General features: G+C 62.1%; 3 protein-coding genes. All 3 read left to right on the top strand.

The features are described 5' to 3' along the window. A partial coding sequence (locus EOA38_RS34835) for a TrbI/VirB10 family protein (RefSeq protein WP_281060158.1) occupies positions 1-441 on the top strand: 441 nt, incomplete at its 5' end. Beyond that, positions 438-1,460, top strand: coding sequence for a P-type DNA transfer ATPase VirB11 (gene virB11 / locus EOA38_RS34830; protein WP_127301359.1), 1,023 nt, complete (start codon positions 438-440; stop codon positions 1,458-1,460). The genes EOA38_RS34835 and virB11, both read left to right, overlap by 4 nt. Before the next feature lie 12 nt (positions 1,461-1,472). Beyond that, positions 1,473-2,061 (top strand): type IV secretory system conjugative DNA transfer family protein (locus EOA38_RS34825; protein ID WP_189435123.1); only part of this gene is annotated, 589 nt, incomplete at its 3' end.

Genomic DNA, 2,061 nt, shown 5'->3' with positions numbered 1-2,061 from the left:
GTCGTGGGCGGCGTTTCTGAATACCTGTCCTCCCTTGCCAACAATGGCAGCGACAGCCAGCAGGGGCAGGTGACAACTACTGACCCCGTTACGGGACAGACGGTCACCACCACCTATGGCGGCTCCGGTTCGCAACGCGACGCCCGCGGCATCGCCTTCGAAAAATCCTCGACGGCGCTGCAGCAGCTGGCGCAAGAGGCGTTCCGCGACACACAAAACATCCCGCCGACCATCTACGTTGACCAGGGCACGCCGATCGTCGTGTTCGTGCGCCGGGATCTGGATTTTTCCGAGCTCTATGCCGATCCGGTAGAAGAGGAACTGGCGCGACTGAAGCGCGGCGGCAAGCCGGCAAGAGCGCTCGATCCGACGCCGCTCTTCATGACGCCGAAGGCTGAGGCTGATCCGGACTATCCAGAGTATGGGACTCCGGCCCGATGAATGTGCAGCCTAGGCCGGACCCCTGGGCGCGCGCACCGGTGCTACGCGCCGAACTGGAACCGATCTGGCCCTATATGGAGGAAGAATCGGTTTCCGAAATCGCCATCAACCGACCCGGCGAAGTTTTCATTGAGCGCCTGGGTGCAAAGGAGATGGAGTACGTCGTCAAACGCGAGCTCACCAGAAACTGGATCCGCTCGGTCTCGGTCGGCGTCGCTTCGGCCACCAACCAGGTCGTCAACGAAGTCACCCCGGTCTTGTCGGCCGCTCTCCCCTCAGGCGAGCGGTTTCAATGCGTGCTGCCGCCGGCCGCACCCGATGGCGGCGCGATCTCCATCCGCAAGCAAGTCATCATGGACATGACGCTTGGCGACTATGCCAAGATGGGCGCCTTCGAACAGACCGAGGTGGGCAGCGGCCTGGCGCTCTCGGCTGAAGAAAAGCAGCTCGCCGAGATGCTGCATGACACCTCGCCGTTGGAATTTCTGCAATACGCGGTTCGCAATCGGATTTCCGTAGTTGTCTCCGGCGGCACGTCGACCGGCAAGACAACCTTCCTCAATGCGTTGTTGAAAATCATCCCCTCTCATGAGCGCATCATAACCATCGAGGATACGCGCGAACTCAAGCCGGCAACTGGCAACACCGTGACGCTGCTTGCCTCGAAAGGTGACCAGGGCCTTGCCAGGGTTACGCCGCAACAGCTGCTCGAGGCGTCATTGCGCATGCGGCCCGACCGGTTGCTGCTCGGCGAGTTACGAGGTGCCGAGACATTTTCCTTCCTGCAAGCCATCAACACCGGTCATCCGGGTTCGCTGACAACCGTTCACGCCAATTCGGCCCGTTCGGCCTATGAGCGCCTGGCCCTCATGGTCATGCAAGGAAATGTCGGGCTCTCTCGCAGCGAGATCCTCGACTATTTGCGCGAGGTGATCCCGGTCGTCGTGCAGATGGTGCGCGGCGAAGGCGGAAGCCGATCGATCAGCGAAATCAAGTTCACGAAGGCTCAGACGATCTGACGGGGGCGCACCATGGAAAAGATCGCCGGCAGGATCTTTCTGGCGTTGATGGCTGTGGCGCTGGGCGCCTTGGCATTTGTGGTCGCATACGCGGCGACCGACTGGTACAGGACCGGATCGCATTTTCTCTTCGACAGTATCAATGCGGACCCGCGGCCAGTCTTCGGCTACGCCTGGGCGGATCTGGAGGCTGGACTCCTCGCAAAGCTTCAATACGCCGGCGCCGCGGCCCTATTCGGCTTCCTCCTGCCGCTCGCGATCGCATTCTTGGTGCGGCCGCCCAGGCGCAACGACGCAAAATTCATGTCGATGGCGGACGTTCGCCGGGCTGGCCTTCTGAAGCCGAGGGGCATCTTCATCGGACGAGCCGGCGGCAGACTGGTCAACGTCTTTGCCCCGCACCGCGATCGGCGCACCGGCAAATTGCGCCTGACGCGCCCCAGAGTTCGCGGCGGCAAGAAACTTTGGATCGACGGCGATGACGTCGGCGGCTTCGTCATCGGACCGCCAAGGTCGGGAAAAGGCGCGGCGCTGATTATCCCGAACGCGCTGATGTGGCCCCATTCGCTTGTCGTGCTGGATCTTCGCGGCGAGACCTATG

This window comes from Mesorhizobium sp. M1E.F.Ca.ET.041.01.1.1 (assembly GCF_003997355.1).
Classification (GTDB): domain Bacteria; phylum Pseudomonadota; class Alphaproteobacteria; order Rhizobiales; family Rhizobiaceae; genus Mesorhizobium.
This window is presented reverse-complemented; position numbering and strand designations above follow the sequence as displayed.

What these genes read in the sequence shown, in the direction of transcription:
- virB11 (WP_127301359.1), top strand. Translation starts at nt 438, where the DNA reads ATGAATGTGCAGCCTAGGCCGGACCCCTGGGCGCGCGCACCGGTGCTA.